The 21,531-nt window shown below is 34.5% G+C and carries 19 protein-coding genes and 1 riboswitch; of the genes, 16 read left to right on the top strand and 3 right to left on the bottom strand.

Features of this window, described 5'->3' with window-relative positions; translation table 11 throughout:
* Positions 1–62 precede the first annotated feature (62 nt).
* Positions 63–1,364, top strand: coding sequence for a bifunctional folylpolyglutamate synthase/dihydrofolate synthase (locus CIB95_RS05835; protein WP_094923111.1), 1,302 nt, complete (start codon positions 63–65; stop codon positions 1,362–1,364).
* A 116-nt stretch (positions 1,365–1,480) separates the two neighbouring features.
* Positions 1,481–3,211, top strand: coding sequence for a sensor domain-containing diguanylate cyclase (locus tag CIB95_RS05830; RefSeq protein WP_094923109.1), 1,731 nt, complete (start codon positions 1,481–1,483; stop codon positions 3,209–3,211).
* A gap of 47 nt (positions 3,212–3,258) precedes the next feature.
* Here CIB95_RS05830 and CIB95_RS05825 read toward each other — a convergent pair whose 3' ends face one another.
* From CIB95_RS05825 to CIB95_RS05815, 3 genes are read right to left on the bottom strand one after another with little or no spacing between them, the layout of a single operon-like run.
* Positions 3,259–4,911 carry a hypothetical protein gene (locus tag CIB95_RS05825; protein WP_094923107.1) on the bottom strand — a complete coding sequence of 551 codons (1,653 nt, stop codon included), beginning with the start codon at positions 4,909–4,911 and terminating at the stop codon, positions 3,259–3,261.
* Positions 4,911–5,405 (bottom strand): PulJ/GspJ family protein, encoded by a 495-nt coding sequence (locus CIB95_RS05820; RefSeq protein ID WP_094923105.1) that lies wholly within the window; start codon positions 5,403–5,405, stop codon positions 4,911–4,913. The genes CIB95_RS05825 and CIB95_RS05820 overlap by 1 nt, the downstream gene beginning before the upstream one ends.
* 14 nt (positions 5,406–5,419) lie before the next feature.
* Positions 5,420–6,310, bottom strand: a complete 891-nt coding sequence (locus CIB95_RS05815; RefSeq protein ID WP_094923103.1) for a type IV pilus modification PilV family protein — start codon at positions 6,308–6,310, stop codon at positions 5,420–5,422.
* A gap of 126 nt (positions 6,311–6,436) precedes the next feature.
* On the opposite strand from CIB95_RS05815, the gene CIB95_RS05810 reads away from it, so the two are divergent.
* From CIB95_RS05810 to CIB95_RS05745, 14 genes are all read left to right on the top strand, one after another.
* Complete coding sequence (locus CIB95_RS05810; RefSeq protein ID WP_094923101.1) at positions 6,437–8,497, top strand: hypothetical protein; 2,061 nt, start codon at positions 6,437–6,439, stop codon at positions 8,495–8,497.
* Positions 8,498–8,530: 33 nt separating this feature from the next.
* On the top strand, positions 8,531–9,676 hold the full coding sequence (locus tag CIB95_RS05805) for a VanW family protein (protein ID WP_094923099.1): 1,146 nt from the start codon (positions 8,531–8,533) through the stop codon (positions 9,674–9,676).
* Between the two features lie 48 nt (positions 9,677–9,724).
* Entirely contained in the window at positions 9,725–11,386 is a 1,662-nt protein-coding gene (locus CIB95_RS05800) for a GspE/PulE family protein (RefSeq protein WP_094923097.1), read from the top strand.
* 8 nt (positions 11,387–11,394) lie between these two features.
* Positions 11,395–12,435: a type IV pilus twitching motility protein PilT gene (locus tag CIB95_RS05795; protein ID WP_094923095.1), complete on the top strand. Its 1,041-nt coding sequence runs from the start codon at positions 11,395–11,397 to the stop codon at positions 12,433–12,435.
* Entirely contained in the window at positions 12,436–13,644 is a 1,209-nt protein-coding gene (locus CIB95_RS05790; protein WP_094923093.1) for a type II secretion system F family protein, read from the top strand.
* Positions 13,645–13,746: 102 nt separating this feature from the next.
* Positions 13,747–13,830: riboswitch (cyclic di-GMP riboswitch) on the top strand.
* 17 nt (positions 13,831–13,847) lie between these two features.
* Complete coding sequence (locus CIB95_RS05785) at positions 13,848–14,459, top strand: type II secretion system protein (protein ID WP_094923091.1); 612 nt, start codon at positions 13,848–13,850, stop codon at positions 14,457–14,459.
* Between the two features lie 76 nt (positions 14,460–14,535).
* Entirely contained in the window at positions 14,536–15,300 is a 765-nt protein-coding gene (locus tag CIB95_RS05780; RefSeq protein ID WP_094923089.1) for a prepilin peptidase, read from the top strand.
* 12 nt (positions 15,301–15,312) lie between these two features.
* Positions 15,313–16,308, top strand: a complete 996-nt coding sequence (pilM, locus tag CIB95_RS05775) for a type IV pilus biogenesis protein PilM (protein ID WP_158217569.1) — start codon at positions 15,313–15,315, stop codon at positions 16,306–16,308.
* Positions 16,305–16,892 (top strand): PilN domain-containing protein, encoded by a 588-nt coding sequence (locus CIB95_RS05770; RefSeq protein WP_094923085.1) that lies wholly within the window; start codon positions 16,305–16,307, stop codon positions 16,890–16,892. The genes pilM and CIB95_RS05770 overlap by 4 nt, the downstream gene beginning before the upstream one ends.
* Positions 16,892–17,911 (top strand): type 4a pilus biogenesis protein PilO, encoded by a 1,020-nt coding sequence (pilO, locus tag CIB95_RS05765; RefSeq protein ID WP_094923082.1) that lies wholly within the window; start codon positions 16,892–16,894, stop codon positions 17,909–17,911. Before CIB95_RS05770 ends, pilO begins: the two co-directional genes overlap by 1 nt.
* A 114-nt stretch (positions 17,912–18,025) precedes the next feature.
* Positions 18,026–19,024, top strand: a complete 999-nt coding sequence (locus CIB95_RS05760) for an SPOR domain-containing protein (protein ID WP_094923079.1) — start codon at positions 18,026–18,028, stop codon at positions 19,022–19,024.
* Positions 19,025–19,138: 114 nt separating this feature from the next.
* The gene (locus CIB95_RS05755) at positions 19,139–19,696 is read left to right on the top strand and encodes a Maf family protein (protein WP_094923077.1); all 558 of its coding nucleotides are present in this window, start codon (positions 19,139–19,141) and stop codon (positions 19,694–19,696) included.
* A gap of 39 nt (positions 19,697–19,735) precedes the next feature.
* On the top strand, positions 19,736–20,422 hold the full coding sequence (gene radC / locus CIB95_RS05750; RefSeq protein ID WP_094923074.1) for a RadC family protein: 687 nt from the start codon (positions 19,736–19,738) through the stop codon (positions 20,420–20,422).
* 70 nt (positions 20,423–20,492) lie between these two features.
* Positions 20,493–21,521, top strand: coding sequence for a rod shape-determining protein (locus CIB95_RS05745; protein ID WP_094923071.1), 1,029 nt, complete (start codon positions 20,493–20,495; stop codon positions 21,519–21,521).
* Positions 21,522–21,531 lie beyond the last annotated feature (10 nt).

Here is a 21,531-nt window from a genome sequence, read left to right as displayed (position 1 = left end):
CTTCTTTCTACATAGCAATTCAAAATGAAGGAAAGTTTAAAGAAGTGTTAGGAGGACAGCCAATGATTAATACATATGAAGAGGCAGTTGAGTGGATACACAGCTTTATGCCATTTGGAATTAAACCAGGTTTAAAACGAATGGAATGGATGTTAAACAAAGTTGATAATCCTCATCGACGATTAAAAACAATTCATGTCGCTGGAACTAATGGGAAAGGTTCGACAGTAAACTATATGCGCTCCATCTTACAAACAGCTGGATATGAGGTAGCTACATTTACTTCGCCTTATATCGAAACATTTAATGAGCGCATTTCAATTAATGGTGAGCCAATTCCAAATGATGAATTATTACAGTTAGTTCAGGATGTAAAACCTATTGTTGATTCAGTTGAAGTTGAGACTGATCTAGGTTCACCAACAGAGTTTGAAATTATTACATTCATGGCAATGTTCTACTTTGCAAATGTAAGTAAACCTGATATTGTCCTATTCGAAACAGGGCTAGGAGGTAGACTTGATTCGACTAATGTCATTTACCCGATGCTTTCGCTCATCACAAATGTTAGCTATGACCATATGAATATTCTCGGAAATGAGTTAACAGATATTGCGAAAGAAAAAGCAGGAATTATTAAAAATGGGGTACCTCTTATTACGACGGAAACGAAAGAAGAAGTGTTAGATGTATTTCTTCGTATAGCAAAGGAAAAGAAAGCAAAAGTTTATAAGTACGGGATTGACTTCAACAGCACACATCAAAATTCTAGCAATGATGGTGAAACTTTCACATTAAAAGCTTCGTTATTTCCAGCAAAAGAATATAAAATTTCAATGAAAGGCGAACACCAGGTCCGAAATGCATCACTAGCAATTATGGCAATTAACTACTTGCGAGTATATTATTCGTTATTAATTGAAGAAGAAGATATCAAAAGAGGACTGCTCGAAGCAAGTTGGATTGGAAGGTTTGAAACAGTTTCTACTAACCCACTAGTTATAATTGACGGAGCACATAATGAAGAAGGAATGAAAAGCTTAACGACTACATTAAAAAAGCATTATCCTTCGAAAAAGAAAATCGCAGTTTTTGCGGCAAACAAAGATAAAGAAATTAACGAAATGTTGCGTCACTTGTACACAGAAATTGATCATATTACTTTTACTATTTTTCCTTTTCATCGAGCAGCTTCTGCAAAAGAGTTATTTGAAACGTCAGTTTTTCATAGTAAGGACTATAACGAGGATTATCAGGAAACTTTGCAGAAAAGAATAGCATCGATTAGTGAAGATGAAATGCTAATTGTTACTGGATCTCTTTATTTTATTTCTGAAATTAGAAAATATTTTAAAAAAATGTAATAAATTTAAAACTTTTTATACAATTATTCTGAAGATTTGTTAAAATAGTAGAAAGGCAAAAATTTATCAATATCATTTAGTATAAAATGTAAATATATATAGGGGGAGGGGTTTGGTTGAATTATAAACTTTCGAGGCAAAAATCGTTTTTTGTCATCTTAGCATTCTTGTTAATTTGGCCAACTTCTGTTTGGGGAATATATCAAATTGACACTCCTACTATATCATCAGACAGTTTTGTAGATATATTATCATTACTCTTTCTTTTAGCAATTACGTCCCTATTACCTATAAAAGTAAGAGGTACAAACATCTTATTTATCCAAGGTGTATCATTAGCAGTGTTTTTACAGTTCGGATTATTTGTAGAGATGTTATTAACCCAAATATCGATTGTCATTGCAATGGCACATCTAAGAGTAAGTTTAAAAGATTATTCTAGATATTTGACGAATATGTTAATGTTTCTCCTAGGTTCAATTGCTTCAGGGTTAGTATATTATAGACTTGGAGGAGAAACTGGGCTTTACGAAATCGGAAACTTCCCGCAAATAGCACCAATAATCGGATACGCGTTAACTTTCTTTATAACAAATCACATCTTTTTATACTTAAGAGATGTAGTCGTTTATCGCGAAGATGTTACTTTTTGGGGCAAAGATATGTGGTGGGAATTAATAACGACATGTATCGTTCTACCATTTGGATTAATTCTCTATATCCTATATGCGCAAATTGGTACAGCAGCAATCTTCTTCGTAGGATTCCCGTTCATTAGCATTTCTTTAATGATACGACTTTACCATTCGAGTGAAAAAATAAATAATTTATTACACCAAACAAGTGAAGTTGGTCACCAACTTACAGAAAGATTATATGTTGAAGATACAGTTGATTTATTCGTTAATCGAATTTCGAAAATGTTCAATGTCGATTACTTATACATTTTAGATACTGAAAAAAATAATGAGAACTTCTCTATCCTTCGCTACATAGAAAACGGTTCAGTTGTTGAACCAAAACTGAAGTGGCTGTCAAAAGTCAATAGTGTAAGTGGGGAAGCATTTAAACAAGCGAATAGTGTTATTTACAAAAAGCGTAGCCAATGGAGTGACCTTTCAATAGGTTTCCTTCCTGAAACTGTTGAATCGATCATTTCAATCCCTATGCAACGCAATCAAAAAATTGTAGGTGTTATTACACTTGCTTCTAGGCAACAAAGAATGTTTGAGAAACATCACGTAACAATATTAGAAATTTTAGCTAACTCACTAGCGGTAGCAATTGAAAATGCAAAAAATTACGAAGATACGAAAAGACAAAGCGAACGTTGTGGTTTAACACAACTGTATAATTATCGTTACTTTGAAACGATTTTAGACCAAACATTTACTAAATATAAGAAAAATAAAGAAGAATTCTCTATTATCCTTTTAGATTTAGACCACTTTAAATCTGTCAATGATAACTATGGACACCAAAGTGGAAATGAAGTGTTATGTCAGCTGGCAACGCGTTTAACGATGGTTATTGGAGAGTCAGGAACCGTTGCAAGATATGGCGGAGAAGAATTTGTTATCTTATTACCGAAAACTGGTAAGGAAAAATGCTTTAAAATTGCCGAAACAATTCGCAAGACGATTGCTAATAAGCCATTTATCGTACAAGATGATTTAAAAAGCAATCCTAAACCATATTCGATTAGAGTTACAGCAAGTATTGGTATAGCAACAGCTCCAGAGCAAGGTGATGATGCAATGTCACTAATTAGACACGCTGATAGAGCGATGTACACAGGGGCTAAACAGCAAGGAAGAAACAAAGTTGCAGTTTATGTAAGCGGATAAAAAAAGAAGTTACACAGTTGAGTGTAACTTCTTTTTTATGTTTATTTTTAGTATTCAATAGTTGTTTGTTCTTCCCATGAATCCCACTCAAACTCAGTAGGTTCTTGTTCTTCTCGATCGAAGATTTGTGCTAAAGCAATGTGTGATGAAATTCTAGCAGCGTACCTTTCTTCATTTTCACTTTTTTCTTCCTGTGTCATATTCAAATAGACAGCATATTCATTCTTTTCTTCCTCGGTGATTTCTTTGAGTAGAAATTGTAATTTATCCATTTTCCCTTCATCGAAATTAGGATTTTCTAAAGGGTATTCTTGATTTTCATGTAATAGGGCATAACCACCGACTTTAATTATTCCTTTTACCTTTTCTAAATCTTCTGCACTAAAGTAGGTTTCACTTAAATCGATATTTTCAATAACTTGTATACTTGAATCAATATCGATTTCTAACTTATCGTCAATATTGAGAAACTTAGCATTTTTCTTGATTATTATGTTAGAGTTTTCTAATTTAAATTTATCAGTTATGTTTTTAAAGACTGCATTTCCTTCAATAATTATAGTCGAATCTTTTAAATGAAAATCATCTGATACATTTTCAAATAATACATTCCCCTTAATTGTTAAAGTAGAACCTTCCTTCATTTCGAATTTGTCTGATAGGTCAAAATAAGCATTTCCATATATTGTCCAATCAACATGTTCCTCTAATTTTATTTCAGAAGCAGCACCGTAAAAGTTACCATTGCCGTTGGTAGGATTATCAACATCACCAAAAGTAATGACAGCTTTCTTATCCTCGTTTTCACCTTTCATTGTTATCTTTAAATCATCATTGCTACTACCTTTATCCATTTTTACATTACCCTTTATGGTAACGTTACCCTTAATCTTTATTTCATCTGCGTTATTGTGTGTTACAAATGCATTTTTTAATATTGTTAAGTTTGTATCCTTTTCCATTTCGAAGTCTTTATAGAAAATAGCACTTTCTTCGATTAATAAATCACTATCTTCTTTCAGTTTCACTCCATTTAGATCAGCATTTCCTTTTACAGTGATCAGAGTATCGCAGTCAATATCTATATTATTAAATGAATAATCAGATCCGGAAAAAGTAGTTTGATTACAATTTTTAAGTTTATTGGATTGATTACTAAATGAACTGCTATCATGAAAGACAGGATCCTTAGTGATTGCTACAGGATCGACCTTAAATTGTTCTTGTTCCGCTGGTGTAAGTTTAACGAATTCTCTTTTTTTGTTTGTAAAGGATAGATTAGCGACTATCTCTTTTGTGAAGTTTGTGTTGTTTTTGATACCAGTACTGATTACTTGGATATACATGACTTTATTATCTGAACGGGTGTTATCGACCATTGCTTCGACTTCAAAAGAGTGATTTTCGTCAATAACAACAGTTTTACTTGTTGCAAATTCCTGTTCAAAATCATCCCTTATCTCATCAAGAGATTTTGTTTTATTCTCTTCTCGTAAAATAAAACTTTTTATTTCATTGTTGTAGTAAACAATGCCCATTTCAGCTAAATTAGTCATTTCTAAGTTGTCTTCTGTCATTTGTGCCTGCTTTAAGCTCGTTACAGCAAGTCCTGCAAGCGATGTAGTTAATATGACTATTAATAGTATAAGTAACAAAGAAATAAGTAATGTCGCTCCACGTTCATTATTTATACTTCTCATTAATTTCCTCCTACTAATCGTGTTAATGTCGTTTCTAGAGAAATAGATTTATTTGATTTTTCGTCGATGATTTTAATTGTTAAGAATACTGTTGATTTCTTTTTGACGATAAGTTCGTCTTCCAGAACGGCTCCATCTTGAACCTCATAGTTAATACTTTCACTGCTGTCGTCAGCTAAATGTGCAGATAGTTCATAGCGGTAACCATCTTGCTTACCTAATAACTGCTCCCCATCACCTTGGTCTATTAAAAGATTTCCTGATGTATCATACTTAAGTAGATATCCTTCATTCTTTTGGTGAATAGTTCTAAGTTTAGTAATGATTAAGTTTGCTTCTTGCCCTAATTTCAAATTATCATAACTTTTATCATGGTAATTGAAACTATTAATTACTACATTGGTTATTAATCCTAAGATAATAGAAAAAATAGCGATTGTAGCAAGAACTTCAATTAATGTTAAACCATTTTCATTATTTCGACATAGTTTCATTAATTTCCTCTTTTCTAATTAGTAATAGTGTCAGTTTTAACAGCGACTTCTTCATATTGCAAATTATATACTCTAACTTCAATTGTATAAGGAGAAGAGCTTGGATTCTCTGTTACATTTTCAATGGTAAATATGTAAGTTTGGTCAGAATGGGTGTCTTTATAACAAGTATTTTCTTCAGGGCAGTTAGCGATATTTTCTTTATTGTTATAAAAGTCAAATTGATGGTTTTGATTACTTGCTACATGATTTGTGTTACTCGTGTCAAAAAAAGTACTATCAGTAGTCTTAGAAAGATAATTATTTTCAATTTTATCTTTCTTGTTTTTCATATTTGTTAAAACAATTCCAGCCAAATCTTCTGCCAAAGGATCAGGCTCATATGTTGTCTCATTAGTTGTATTTCCGCCTTCTTCATTACTAGCAATAGTACTTATGTATCCAAAATTCTCGGCAACAACTTTAGTTAACCTACTATCTAGTACTTCTACGTTTATCGTAGCATGTTCAGTTACTTTATTATTATCAGCGGTAATATTTTTAATAGAGATAAAAAACACTTGATCTCCTGACATTACTTTATAGTAAGGGATATTGTTAATTTCCAATTGTTCTAGTATTTCGACATTTAAAAAATTATTTTCAATTTCATTATTTATGTCTAAATATGCATTTTCGTCATAGAAATCGCCATATTTCTCTAATATTTCATTTGTGTTTTTTTCCATACCAACCGTTACTTTCTTTGCTAGATTCATTGCAACAAGGTTATCTTCATTTATATTAGACACTAGAGCATAGCGCTGGAATGCAGAAAAGAATATTAGTATGACAATGGATAACAGTGTAAAGGAGACTAATACTTCCAATAATGTAAATCCATTTTTGTTATTATGTTCTACCATTAAGTAAAACCTCCTTTTAATGTTACTGGTTTTATTATACAATAAGGAGTAGCAAAAAATGGAGAAATTTGATAATTATAAAAAATAAAGAATATTTGCTCGCATTTTGCAAGGGGGGGTAGTTAAATGATCACAAAGTTACTTTTTTTGATCAGTTTAAGCTTAATATTATATATAATTCTTTCAGTTCTACCACTTCATTTGAATAAACATAATAGACTTTTCATAACAATGATATCGTTTTTTTCTACTGGATTCATCCTTTTCGCTGACAATTTTCTGCAAAGTTGGCAAATAATAGTCATATCACTTTTAATAATACTACTCTTTAGTGCGTTGGTTGCAATGCGTGCTAATTCAATGGAAGAAGATACATATTCATTCTCAAACCTTTCTACTAAAGGACTTTTAGTACATGTAAATGGCACTGAAAAAGTTGAAGAAGAAGAGGTGTTAATCGAGATTTCAGAGGAAGAAATGGAAGTTCCCGAACAAAAGGAACAGGTTACAAATGAACTTTCCAACATAGAAGAGAATTCTACTTTTGAACAAGATAGTCTGAATTTAGAAGATGATAGCAACACATCTCAATTGGAAGAAGTATTAGAAGATGTAACTTCTTCTGTAGAAGAAGACAGTGATGAAGAACAATTATCACACTTTGCAGATCATGCATTTGATATAAATGAAGTTAATGGTGAAACTGAAAAACTTCAGCAAGAGAAAGAAGACTATTATGAACAAGGTGAATCTAAAGAAGAGTTTGATTCTAGTAATCGTATTACGATTGAAAAAGATACTCCAGAAGAAGAATTGAATGTCGATAATAACTTCGAGGATTTGGGTGAACATGAAGATCAGCAACAAGGGCCAGATTTTAATACAGAAAATGAGACTGAGTATCATTTCATAGATGAACTTAAAACGATTGATGACTTATTTGCTTTAGACGATAAGGAAAATAAAAGTAAAGAAGACAAAACTAAAGTTCTTAATCCACAAGATGAAAGTTGGATTTCAAAAGAAGATTCAAGTGAAAACGAATCATTTTCATTTTTAGAACTATTCTCAGAGGAAGACTTGCAAGTATCTGGCAAAGAGAATGAGGAGAAGAGTGAAATTGGAGAAAAACTTGAAGAGGTCGACGTACATGAAGAAACAGATGAAATTGAATTAACTGATGAAATCGAACTATCAGAAGAAGAACATTATCAAGAAGAACATGAAGAAGTTGTAGTTGAAGAATTAGAAGGGTTAGAAGGGTTAGAAGAGTTAGGCGAAGTAAATAATGTGATGCCTAAAAAGGAAGAAGATGAAAGTGTAGCTTCTGAGAAAACTGAAACTGAAAATCTAGATGAAATAGCACTGGCTGATTTAAATGATTCGTTTGCCTGGAATGTAGACGATAATGAACAGAATAACACTTCTGGTGTAACGAACACAGAGAAGACAAATGAAGTGGAAATGATTGATCTAACACTTTCTTCAGAAGATGATCTTGATGAAGAACTGGTCAGCAGTGATGAAGAAGAAACCGAAACAAACATTTCGGAAAGTATCGAAGAATTAAAAGGTTTAAATGAGCTGGATTCGTTAAAGCCAACCGTTAACGAATTAGATTTTGAAGAAGGTCTAAATGAACAATTAAACATATTGAATGACATTAAGTTTGAAAATGCGGAAGAAATCGCTACCGAAGAAGCTGATTCACAAGATGGTGATGCTGAAGGTAATTTACTAAACCGTGAAGATTATGATGATTTAGAAGAATTAAATATTGAGTTTGAAGGGCAAAACTGGAATACTAATATAGAAATACCTAATTCTGACAAAAATATACATTATTCAGCAGGGGAAAAGAAGTACAATGACGAATTAATAAATGATGAACTTGTTTTCAAGGGGATTCATTCTTTACACAAGAAAAGTCATGCTTCTATGGAGGAATTAATAGCTGAACTTAATGATCATAAGGACACGTTAGAAACAAATAGGCAGTTACCAGACAAGAGCAAAGACACTTCCAAAGTAAATGCAGAAGTTTTCTTAGCACCTTTAGAAGATGATGAGGAAGATGTTGAAGAAGACTCTAGAAAATTAAATTATGATCGTCTTAGCAGAAGTTATGATGGTAGAATGCCGCGTATAAAGAAATATAAAAAGAAATGGTGGCAAGTGTGGAAATAGCGTAAAAGCATAAAGGCAGGTGATACTCTCACAATGAACGGTAATTATATGATTAAGATCTTCGTCATTACGTCACTTAGTATACTATTTCTCCTAACTTCGTTTTATGGTTCAATATACGCCTTTGGTAAATTGAAAACAGAAGTGCTAGGCATTGAAGAAAAGTATGCAAATCAAACGAAAATAGGACCACTTAATGTAACAGGTCATACTAAGACAACTGCGAAGCAATTATTAACTAATAAAGTTAGTCAGTGGATGAATAATTCAACGATTACTATTTTAGATACAAATGGTGAAGCGCTTTCTATTCCATCATCTTTAGTGAATATTAATGTGCCAGCTACTATTAACGCGATTCAAAGTGGGCAGCAAAATGAGATAGTTGTCGTTGCTCCTAACTTAACAAATGAAATTAGTGCATTGTATGAAAATCATATTTTTGTAGATATTGATGCGATTGCACAAGATATTGTTGCAAATGTGAAAGAGATGACTGTTCGGATCGAAATTAATGCTAATAATTACGTCATTGAAGAAGGAAATGGCGTTGTTGCTGAAAGTGTCGTAACAAACTTTAAAAAAGATAACTACTTGGATTTATGGGTAGCTTCTCTTAATAATAAAGTAATCGCAGCTAATGAAACGACTTCTTTACTTTCACTACTTGAAAGTGAAGGTACAGAGTTGATTGATTCTGATAGTTTAAGTGTCTTAGCAACTGCCCTTTACAAAGCTTTATTAAATACTAACTTTGATATACTAGAACGTCATATTGGGAGTTCTCTCCCGGAATATGCAAGCTTGGGGTTTGAAGCAAAGGTAGTTCCAGGTGAATTAGATCTAGCTTTCAGAAATCCGAATGCTGAGAACTATGTGTTTCAAGTATATGAAGATAATAATGTTTTAAATGTAAGCATAGTAGGACCGAGCCTTCCTTACCGATACGTCGTTTCGATAAAAGGAAAGCAACAATTCAAACCGAAAACGATCATCCATTTTTCAGATAGTGTAAAGGAAAATGAAGTAATGGTTAAAAATGAAGGTCGACCTGGCTATTTATGTACAATATACCGTAGTGCCTTTGATGAATCAGACAACCTAGTAAGTAACACTTTAATTGCAGAGGACTTTTATATACCAGTTCACAGGGTCGAAATTCGCTATGGAAGTGAATAATCCAGAATAATAAAAGATGGAGAGCATCTTTCGATATGGAGAGAGTTTATGTCTAAAACAAGAAAAAGACTAGGGGATTTATTAATAGAGTCCGGACTAATAACTGAAAAACAGTTATCCGAAACCTTAGATTTAAAAGCAGAAGGTCAAAAACTTGGTGATGCTTTAATAGAGCGTGGGCTAATATCCGAACAACAATTAACGGAAGCCTTACACCATCAGTTAAACATCCCGCAAGTTAGTTTATTTCAGTATCCAATTAATGAAAATATTTTAGCTTTAGTATCTAAAGAATTTGCAAAGCGAAACTTAATCATGCCTTTTAAGAAAGAAGGGCAAAAGCTTCATGTGGCAATGGCTGATCCAATGGATTATTACTCAATCGATGATTTACGATTGTCAACCGGATTTCAAATTGAGCCAGCAATCGCGACAAAAGATGATATTTCTCGGGCAATAACGAAATATTATGCAATGGATGATTCCATTGATGAATTATTTGAAGATATGCCAGAAGAACAACCAGATGAAGGTGAAGAGATTGATGTCAATGATTCGCCAGTCGTTCGAATCGTTAATCAAATTTTAACGAGTGCAGTTGAACAAAAGGCGAGTGATATTCACTTTGATCCACAAGAAAGACATCTGGCCGTTCGTTTTCGTGTTGACGGTATTTTACAAACAGAGAAAAAGCTACCGAAGCATATGCAAAATGTTATTACAGCACGAATAAAAATTATGGCAAATTTAAACATTACGGAAAGTCGTATTCCACAAGATGGACGAATTAAACTAACGATTGATATACATCCAGTTGATTTGCGTGTATCTACTTTACCTACCGTGTTTGGTGAAAAGATCGTATTACGTATCTTAGACTTAAGTAATGCATTAAATGATATCGATAAATTAGGTTTTAATAAAATTAACTACAACCGTTTCATTGAATTAATTGAAAGACCGACAGGAATTATTTTAATCACAGGCCCAACAGGTTCAGGGAAAACGTCTACATTATATGCGGGATTAAACCATTTAAATAGTGAAGACGTTAACATCATTACGGTTGAGGATCCCGTCGAGTATCAAATTCAAGGAATTAACCAAATTCAAGTAAACGCTAATGTTGGTATGACCTTTGCCAAAGGGTTACGAGCAATATTACGACAAGATCCAAACATCGTTATGGTTGGGGAAATCCGAGATCAGGAAACGGCAGAAATTGCTATTCGTGCCTCTTTAACTGGGCACTTAGTATTAAGTACGATTCATACAAATGACTCGATTAGTACATTAAGTAGATTAGTAGATATGGGCCTTGAACCTTTCATGGTAGCATCGTCTATCGCCGGGGTAATCTCGCAACGATTAGTTCGTAGAATTTGTAAAGATTGTGCTGTAGAGCAAGAAGCTTCGAGAAGAGAGCAAGAAATTTTTGCTAAGCGCGGATTGAAAATCGAGACAGTGATGCGTGGTACAGGCTGTGGAAATTGTAATATGTCAGGATATAGAGGACGCATCGCCATTCATGAAGTTTTAGTGATGAATGAAGAAATACGTAATCTCTTATTAAATAATCGACCAGTTTCAGAAATCCATGAATTGACGAAAAAATTAGGAATGATTTACTTAACAGATGATGGTTTATTAAAAGTAAAGCAAGGACATACAACGACTGAAGAAGTATTACGCGTTGCACTAAGTGAGTAGGTGAAAAGGTGAAAGAGAAAATAGATCATATTCTAAGAGCATCAAATCAACTTAAAGCATCCGATATTCACATTACTGTCGGTGTTCCACCAATTTTTCGTATTAGTGGTGATTTAAAAGGATTTGGAAAAGATATTGTAACGAAAGAACAAACCGCACAAATGGCAAAGTCAATTATGTCAGAAGAAAAATGGGAAGAGTTCCAAGAAAAAGGGGAAATAGACTTCTCATATAGTATTCCTGGCTTTTCCCGCTTTCGAGTAAATGCCTTTAACCAACGTGGTAGTGTTGGTATTTCAATTCGAATGATTCCAACGAAAATTCCGAATATTGATGACTTAAACATGCCACAAGTCGTGAAAGATATGACAAAGAAACCACAAGGACTTATTCTTGTAACAGGTCCAACAGGTAGTGGAAAATCAACAACATTGGCTTCAATGATTAATTATATTAACCAAACGATGTCTAAACATATCATTACACTGGAAGATCCAATTGAATTTGTTCACAATCACGGTAAGAGCATTATTAATCAACGAGAAGTTGGGGCAGATACACAAAGTTTTAATAACGCATTACGTGCCGCATTAAGACAAGATCCTGATGTCATTCTCGTCGGAGAAATGCGTGATTTAGATACAATTTCAATTGCAATAACTGCAGCGGAAACAGGTCACTTAGTCTTTGGTACGTTACATACGCAAAATGCGCCATCTACCGTTGACCGAATTATTGATGTATTCCCATCAAGTCAACAAGAACAAGTCCGTGTCCAATTGGCATCAGTTCTAGTTGGAGTCATTTCACAACGACTTTTCCCAACAGTGGACAAAACTGGACGAAGAGCTGCAACGGAAATTTTAGTTAATAATTCCGCAGTAGCTAACTTAATTCGAAATGAGAAAATTCACCAAATCGTAAACGTCATGCAAACGTCAAAAGCGACGGGCATGCATACGCTTGATATGGATATACAACGTTTAATAGATACTGGACAAGTTGCCGCTGAAATAGCTGAGCCGTTTTTATCTGAGGGGGCAAAGTAGATGCCGCACTTTAAATATGAAGGCCGTGATATAAAAGGCGGCAAAAAATCTGGTAAATTAGAAAGTGACTCGAAAAGAGAGGCACTAGTTAGCTTAAAGGAAAAAGGAATTCGCGTACTTAAAATTGAAGAAGTAGAGCTTAATTGGTGGGAAAAAGATATATATATTGGAAACCCGGTCAAGATGCAAGATTTTGTAGTTTTTTTAAGGCAGTTTGCCACGCTTCTAAAAGCAGGTGTTACGGTCGTTAAATCTACAAACATTCTTGCACACCAATCTACGAGTAAACCGTTTCGTAAAGCTCTATTTGCCATTGAAGAAGATTTACGTACAGGAATTTCTTTTTCCGAAGCTTGCGGAAAACATAGTAAAATCTTCCCGTCATTATTTACGAACATGGTTAAAGTGGGAGAAGCTGGTGGTAACTTAGATGATACACTGGAAAACTTGGCAGACTATTACGAAAAACAAGAATCAACCCGTGCAAAAGTAAAAACTGCACTCGTTTACCCAGCGTCTATCGGTATTTTTGCCTCAGGAGTTATCATTTTCTTACTTGTTTCCGTCGTACCGACATTTGTTGGCATGTTTTCTGACTTCGGAGCTGAACTTCCATTTATCACGCGTTTCGTTATGGGAGCAAGTGAATGGATGCAAAGCTTTTGGTGGTTAATCATCGTTGTCATTATCGCTATCATTATATCTCTCAAATATTTACGTAGTAATAATAAATCAAGATATTATATGGACTTAATTGCTTTAAAAATACCATTATTCGGAACGATATTACAAAAGGCAGCAATTGCTAGATTAACGAGAACTTTAAGCTCATTAGTTGGTAACTCAGTTCCGATCCTACAAGCAATATCCATCGTCGAAAAAATCATTGGCAATGAAATAATGGCTAAAGTTTTACGCGAATCACGCATCTCTTTGGAAGGGGGAAACTCCTTCACAGAACCATTGGAAAAACATTGGGCTTTCCCGAAATTAGTAACGCAAATGATCGCTATTGGTGAGACGTCTGGTGCATTAGATACTATGCTCGGAAAAGTTGCAGACTTTTACGAAACGGAAGTAGAAAACGCAACGGATAAATTAAAAGCTATGATTGAGCCAATTATGATCGTCAGTTTAGCTTTAATCGTTGGTGGAATTGTCCTTGCCATTGTCGTTCCAATGTTCACAATTTTCGACCATGTCGGCTAGGAAATTTGAACTAAATCTATCAAATTGTCGAATTTGGTAAATTATTCTGAAATGTAAAATTTTTGCTAGTTTTTTGTAGAAATATACTATATAATAAGATTAATCATTGGCGGAAGTGATGAAAATCTATCTTTATGTGGGCACTTTGATAGATTGGAACGAGTAGTGCAACCGGCCAATATATAAAAAAGGGGGAAACACAAATGAAGAAATTATTAAACAATGAGAAAGGTTTCACACTAATTGAGTTACTAGCTGTAATCGTAATTCTAGGAATTATCGCTGCAATCGCAGTACCAAGTATTTCAGGAATTATTGATAATACCAAGAAGGATGCTCACTTAGCTAATGCAGAAAGTATGATCGATGCAGCTAAATATGCTGTAGCTTCTGAAAATGATGTCTTACCGACTGGACACTTAGACAAAGTATATTTTTCACTAACTTGGTTGGAGGAAAATGGTTATGTTGAAACTTTAGAAGACCCAGATGGAGGGGTATACGCTAAAGAAGCTTCTGCAGATGTAGTAAATCCAGTAGCTGCAGATGGCACCAAACGCTCTACAAAACCTGCAACGGGTTCATATGTTTTAATTGAAAAAGTAGAAGTTTCTGGTAAGGCACCAAAATATAACTACTATGTGTATCTAAATGGGTCTCAACGCACTTTAATATCTATAGCTGATGCTACTGCTACTGATGATATTTCCACTTTTTATGATGAAGAAACACAAAATGGTCCTGTTTTAGAGTCGAAGTTATCTCGTGACATGATTATTGAAAACCAAACTCCAGCTCCAGTTCCAGCTGGTTAATTAAATTGCAAATATAAAAATATAGAATGAGGATAACCCCCGGGTTATCCTTATTCTATATTAGGAGGTGCATCCAATGGATTTTTTCATAATCTTTTATTCTTTCATCTTAGGTCTTTTAATAGGTTCGTTCCTTAATGTTGTCGGATTACGCGTGCCTTTAGGCAAATCGATCGTTAAACCACGTTCTGCTTGTACGACGTGTAAACGTACATTAACAGCAACTGACTTAATTCCTGTAATTTCTTTTTTGTTTTTTGGAGGAAAATGTAAAACGTGTGGCGAAAAGATAAGTATAATGTATCCTACTGTCGAATTATTGACTGGGTTACTTTATGCCTACGCTGCATATAGCATTGGAATTGAATGGGAGCTTTTAGCTGCATTTCTATTAATATCTTTAGGAATGGTAATTATTGTAACAGATATTTCATATATGCTAATTCCAAATAAAATTTTGTTATTTTTTGCAATAGTTATAATTCCTATTCGTGTATTATCACCTCTTACCCCTTGGTGGGATGCCATTGTTGGGGCAATAGTTGGTTTTGTTCTTCTTTACTTCGTTGCGGTTGTTAGTAAAGGTGGAATGGGCGGAGGAGATGTTAAGCTATTTGCCGTGTTAGGCTTATTTTTAGGTTTAAAGGGTGTTTTATTAACGTTTTTCTTATCGACATTTATCGGCGCGGTTTTCGGCATCATAGGACTAATTTCTGGTAAAATTAAACGTAAACAAGCAATTCCTTTTGGACCATACATAATAGTTGCATCATTAATTGCTTATTTTTTCGGAGAGCAAATGATTATGTGGTACATCGAACAGTTTTTCTCAAAAGGATAGGAAGTGAAAATAGTGGGTTTTGATTTAAGTTTTAAGCCGAAAAGAAAAGTTAACATTGTCATCAAGGACCATGTTATTCGTTATTTAGAGTTAAAAAATAATGGAAAAGAAATAGTAGTAAAAGATTGTAAGGAAAGATATTTGCCAGATGGCGTTATTAAAGAAGGTAAGATTCAAAACAGAGAAAAACTAACTTTTATTCTGGCAGAATGTGTAGAAGAATGGAAGATTAAAAATCGTGAAGTGCAGTTTATCGTTCCAGATCAAATTATCGTTATCAGGCGTGTTCAAGTTCCTGGTGATTTACTAGAAGACGAAATTCAATCACATTTGTTTTTAGAATTAGGTGCTAGTATTCATTTACCATTTGAGGAGCCGTTATTCGAGTTTAAATTACTGCCAAATTCTGAGCAAAAGAATAAGCAAGATATTCTTCTAATTGCTGCCCCTGAAGAAACGGTTGAACAATACCGTCAGTTATTAGAAGATGTGTCGTTAGATGCTGTTGTTGCTGATATTTCTTCCTTATCGATTTATCGGTTATATTATTCAGCAATGGAAGATGTGGAAAATGAACATTTACTGCTTATTCAGTATGACCTTTCGTCTGTAAATTTAACAATCTTCAATGAAGAGTTCCCTGTATTTTCAAGACATATTGTTAATGAATTTGATGAAGGTTCATGGGAAGTATCTGACGGTAAAATTGCATGGACGAAAAATGAGGAAGACTTGCAAGCTGTTATTGAGGAAGACATAGTAGAAATGGATCGTGTGATGAATTTCTATCGCTTTACGTTAACAAAAGGCAAGGAAGAAATTACAAAAATACTAATCATCGGTGATAATCCATATTTAAGTGATGTTATTGGTAAAATGAAAGATCGTTTCACTGTGCCAATTATGTCATTTGATGAAGGTGTATTCCAAACGGATACAGGTGAAGCACTGCCACGCGAGCAGTACTTAGCACTAGGATTAGCACTTAAAGAGGTGCAAACGAAATGAACGTAGAAATTAATTTATTGCGTGAGAAACCTAAAGCGCACCCTATTTTTAGAATTTTAATTTACATATTAATCGCAACTGTGTTAGCAAGTGGAGCTTTTATGTATGTTAAATATAGTAGTGTCTCCAGTGAAATTGAAATGCTAGAAACGAAGATAAAAAGTGCAGAGGCGGAACGTATAGCTCTTGAAGCGAAAATAACTGATATGCAATCTGGATCTTTTATTGATGAATATGTACAAGACGTCAATAAGATTGAAGCATTCCATTTTTCTAGTGTTGGTATTTTAAATGATTTTGTTAAATTATTGCCTGAGCGTGGTTATTTTATTGATTATACTTTCTCTGAAAATGGTATTGTCGATATTTATGTTAAATTTGATACGCTGCCAGAAATGTCAATGTACACGGACGGTTTAAGTTCATTGTCATTTGTAACAAATGTTAGTTTAGATGATATTGAAATTAAAGAGGTTTCTAATAATGAAAACGAAGTATTACCAAGATTTTATGTGCAATACTCGATTACATTAGATTTAGAAACTGTAAAAGCTGTTCAAGCAGAACAGGAGGGAGGAGAATAATGAAAGACTTATTTAGAAACCCTCTCGTTCTCTTCATCTCTATAACAATGGTTACTGTATTAATTATTGCATATATATATGTAGGTATGATAAATCCATTAGTTGCTGAAAAAGAAAAGCTCGAGAAAAAGCAGAAAATGGAGGCAACGCTTTTACTTAGTGCGAAACAGCGTGTGTCTGACACGCAAAATGATACAATCGTCCAATTAAAATCGCTCCATGATCAAGTGCCTGCGAAAGCTTATGTTGGCCAATTTTTGTTTAGTATTGAAAAGGCGAAAGTTATCTCAGATAGTGAAATTTTAAATTTAGAAGTAACGCAACGAGTACTTGAAGATGAGCAAACGAATAAAGTAACAGTAGCGCTTTCGGTTACGTCACCAAATTATTTCGCAATGCAGACTTTCTTGAAATCATTAGAAAACAATACGCGTATTACGACAATCGATGATTTAAGTTTCTCAGAAGATGGCGAAGCTGGAACGGCTGATAACTCGTTTGCACAACTAAGAACACAAGGGGAAGTGGTTTACGATGTTACTTTATCTACTTATTTCTTCCCAAAATATAAAGCAGAGTTAGAATCATTACCAATGCAAGAAATTTATAATGTTGGATCGAAAACGAACCCGTTATTTGGAACGAAAGTAAACCCTGATGACGTTGAATTGCATGCGGTATTAAATCAATATGTCGTTGCGATTAATAATAATGATGCTGATGGATTGGCGAGAATTTTCACAACAACTTCAACTGAAGATGAAAGCTCTCAGGTAGCAGCACATGCGTCAGAACTTATTGGGCAAAACTTACATGTCGAACTCCTTTCTGTAACGATTGATACAGTGCGAAATTCGCAAGCTTCTGTCAACTACGTACAGAAAGTAAGTAGTAATGATGAAGGTAGTGACTATAAAAGCCGAATTATTGAAGGAACGTATGTATTAAAGAAAATAAATGGCACATGGAAGATCCATGATATTTTCAAAATAAATGAACTGTTTTTATCGACTGAATAATATGTCGATAATCGCTTAGAACAAGACGACAAAAGTCTTGTTCTTTTTTTTTTTCATTATGATAAGGTGAAGAAAAGTTGAGGTTATCCACTGAAAAGAAAGGGAGTGGGAAAAGTGGACAAGCCAAACAGACAAATAAAAATTACCTTTGACGACAATCGGAATCAGAGAAAAGAGAACGAATTTAAAAAAGCAGAGGAAGAAATTGCAGCCACTGCTGAAAGAGAGATCAACAACGACGATATTTTATTTGCTAGTGACCCAAGCAATAAAGATAATGCGAATTACTTGCGCAACGTTTTAAAAAACAAGTCAAATCGCAATAAGAAATTTATTGTTATTCCAAAGCACTTTTTCTTTCCTATCGCTTTAGCATTGTTCATTGGGATATCACTCGGTGTCATTATTTTAAAAATGTTTAGCACGACTGGACAAACAGAAGACGTACCAGTTAACGGCAACGGTACACCAGCAGTAGTTGATCAAGGGGATGAAGAGGAGGATCCTCCTAATACGAAATCTCCGGTTACTTCGGATTTGCCGAGTTTAGCTGTTAACATTATTCAAATAGGTGTCTATTCTTCGCAAGCAAAAGCAGATGAGATCATACAAGAGGTTAAAAATAATGGGCTTGTAGCGGCCTCGCTTGAAAACGAAGGATTGTTTTATGTATTTGTAGGGGTAACGTCAACAAAAGATCAAGCAATGGCGTTAAGCAGTAATTATAGTTCAGCTAATGAAGAGGACCCGTATGTAAAAGAGTTCGTCATGAAAGGCGGCACTTTTTCTAGTACAGACAGTAATAAGGTTGCTCTAGTAGAAAATGCAGCAAAAGAATATTCAGAGCTCGTCTTGTTAACTTCAGCAGCATTGACGACTGGATCTTTTGACGAAAAGAAATGGTCTGAAGTAAAAGAAATGATAACATCATTAGAAGGTATCGCAAGTTCAATCGAAACGTTGACGAGCGAAGAAAAAACATTTGTCACAAACGTCATAAATGCAGGTAAGAGTTTTAATGAATATAAGGAAAGTGGACAAGCTAGCCATTTATGGGCAAGTGAGCAACATTTATTAAACGCGTTAACGGTATATGGATTATTATTTAAATAGTAAATACTAGGAATTCATGAGTAATGAATTCCTTTTTGTTTCAGAATATCTATAGTAAGTGTCATAAAACGAAAAGTATTGTCGAAAAAAATAATGGGCGTTGGAGGGGAGTAAATGAAAAAATTAATCTTAGCATCAGGATCTCCAAGACGGAAAGAATTGCTCGAGCAAGTGAATCTAACTTTTGAAATAATCGTCAGTGATATTGAAGAAGTCATGAATGAAAAAGATACCCCGGCTAATATTGTTCAGTCATTAGCACAGCAAAAAGCAAAAGATGTTTTCTCGAAAAATAAAGATTGTGTAGTTATTGGGGCAGATACGATTGTTGCGATCGGTGATAGAAGATTAGGGAAACCAAAAAGCAAAGAAGAAGCAGTAGAAATGTTACAATTATTATCTGGGAACACGCATTCCGTTTTTACCGGAGTAGCAATCGAGACATTAGAAAAATCTATCACATTTTATGAAGAAACAAAAGTAATGTTTTGGAACCTTACGAAAAAGGATATAGATACATACATCCAAAGTGGTGAACCATTTGATAAAGCTGGTGCATATGGAATTCAAGGATTCGGTGCTATGTTAGTGAAAAAAATCGATGGCGATTACTTTAATGTTGTAGGCTTACCTATATCCCGGACAATTCGTGAATTAAGCCGTTTCCAATAATTCCTCTAAGTGCATCCGTCATGGAGGAGGAACTAATTGATGAAGGAAGATGTCATGATTCGTGATTTCCCATTATCTGAAAGACCGCGTGAAAAATTAATTTTTGATGGAGCAGAAAAGTTATCGAACCAGGAGCTATTAGCAATTTTACTGCGAACAGGGACGAAAGAACAATCTGTCATGCAATTATCAATCGAAATATTAAAGCACTTTGAAGGATTACGATATTTTAAAGATGCTACAATTGAAGAACTCATGAACATTAAAGGAATTGGGAAAGCTAAAGCTGTTCTATTATGCGCTTCGATCGAGCTTGGAAAACGTCTTGCTAATTTAAAAGTATCCGAAAAGTATGTAATTCGTTCTCCTGAAGATGCGGCGCATTATGTCATGGAGGAATTACGAACGTTAACACAAGAACATTTCGTTTGTTTATATTTGAATACGAAAAACCAAGTGCTACATCGGCAAACCATTTTTATCGGAAGTTTAAATGCTTCAATTGTTCATCCGCGCGAAGTTTTTAAAAATGCCATTCGACGATCTTCAGCGTCTGTTATTTGTATGCACAATCATCCAAGCGGTGACCCAACACCTAGTCGTGAAGATATAAATGTGACAAAACGCCTAGTTGAAGCAGGTAAGGTCCTTGGTATTGAAGTGTTAGATCATCTTATTATCGGTGATAAAAAATTTATTAGTTTGAAAGAAAAAGGATATGTATAACTATCTTAATGACAAATTTTAAAGTATAATGAAGTTTAGAGTTTTTATGAACAGAAAGGAAGATACATACATGTTAGGTGGGTTTTCAAGAGATTTAGGCATTGATTTAGGTACAGCTAATACCCTCGTTTATGTTAAAGGAAAAGGTGTAGTCGTTAGGGAACCATCCGTAGTGGCTAGACGTACAGATACAGGTCAAATTCAAGCAGTAGGTAATGATGCAAAAAATATGATTGGTCGTACGCCAGGGAATATCGTTGCAGTAAGACCGATGAAAGACGGAGTCATTGCAGATTTTGATACAACAGCAATGATGATGAAATATTTTATTAAACAAGCGCAAAAGAGCCGTTCCGTACTATCTCGTAAACCGAGTGTGATGGTTTGTGTGCCTTCTGGTATTACTGCAGTAGAAAAGCGCGCAGTAGAAGACGCGACGAAGCTTGCAGGTGCGAAAGAAGCGATTACGATTGAAGAACCATTTGCAGCAGCAATTGGCGCAGGCTTACCTGTTTGGGAACCAACTGGTAGTATGGTTGTTGATATCGGTGGTGGAACAACTGAAGTTGCTGTTATTTCATTAGGCGGAATTGTTATTAGTCAATCCGTTCGTGTAGCTGGAGATGAAATGGACCGAGCAATTATTCAATATATTAAAAAGAAGTACAACTTAATGATTGGTGAAAGAACGGCAGAAAGCTTAAAGATGGAAATTGGATCAGCTTGTTGCACTGATGAAAATATTACAATGGATATTCGCGGACGTGATTTAGTTTCTGGATTACCGAAAACGTTAAATGTAACTGCGGAAGAAGTAGTGGAAGCATTACAAGATACTGTTACTAGCATTGTCGAAGCTGTCAAAGGAACGTTAGAAAAAACGCCTCCTGAACTTGCTGCAGACATTATGGATCGTGGGATCGTCTTAACTGGTGGCGGAGCATTGTTAAAGAACTTAGATAAAGTAATCAATGACGAAACGAAAATGCCAGTATTAATTGCTGAAAACGCGCTTGACTGTGTAGCTATAGGAACAGGAAAGTCGTTGGAATATCTTCATAAATTTAAATCCAAGGCAGGGATTTCATCAACAAGATAAATTAGAATCA

It is taken from the genome of Lottiidibacillus patelloidae, assembly GCF_002262935.1.
Classification (GTDB): domain Bacteria; phylum Bacillota; class Bacilli; order Bacillales; family SA5d-4; genus Lottiidibacillus; species Lottiidibacillus patelloidae.
This window is presented reverse-complemented; position numbering and strand designations above follow the sequence as displayed.